The sequence below is a fragment of the Pseudomonas putida genome, from assembly GCF_028682175.1.
GTDB classification, from domain to species: Bacteria; Pseudomonadota; Gammaproteobacteria; order Pseudomonadales; family Pseudomonadaceae; genus Aquipseudomonas; species Aquipseudomonas putida_AD.
Window position 1 is genome coordinate 1 of sequence record NZ_JANHKS010000109.1, and the last position, 694, is coordinate 694.

General features: G+C 60.8%; 1 protein-coding gene. It reads right to left on the reverse strand.

Features of this window, described 5'->3' with window-relative positions:
* Positions 1-694: cadherin-like domain-containing protein (locus tag NPS29_RS28665; RefSeq protein ID WP_274136868.1), on the reverse strand; the 694-nt coding region annotated here is incomplete at both ends.

Here is a 694-nt window from a genome sequence, read left to right on the forward strand (position 1 = left end):
GACCGGACCGTTGACGTCCTTGGCCGGGGTGAAGATCACGTTGCCAGCGGCATCCATGATGACCGAACCGACCACTTTGCCGCTGGCGTCGAAGACGTCGGAGGCGACTTTCGGATCATGGCCCTGCAGCGAGTTGATGGTCAGCTTGTCGCCGTCGGCATCGGTGTCGTTGCCTACGATGGTCTGCGCCTTGATGACCAGAGGCTGGTCTTCGAGGGTCGTCAGGGTGCTGTGCGCCAGCGCAATGTCAGGGTTGGTGCCCAGCACGCTGTAGGCGCCGGTCACGTTGTTGACGACCGAGGCCACTTCGACTTTCAACTGTGCCTGACCACCCTGATCCCAATAGACGATCTGGATGTCGTGTTCGCCGCCGGTATCGAGCGTGAACGTGGTGGTATGGGTAGTCGGCGACTGGTTGGCGTTGTACAGCGCCACCTGCTTGCCATCGATCAGCACGATGTAGCCATCGTCTGCAGTGATCTTCAGCGAGTAGGTGCCGGCCGCCATGCTCACCTTGCCAGCCAGCTCGATGATGGCATCGGAAGTGGTGGTCTGGGTGGTGCCATTGGTGTAGACCAGCGAACCCTTGTCGCTGCCCAGGAATGTATCCAGGTTGCCGGAGTGGCCCAGGTCGTTACCGAATCCGCCACCATAGTTCAGGGTCTTCGCGTCGAAGCTCGCGTCAGCCTTGTGG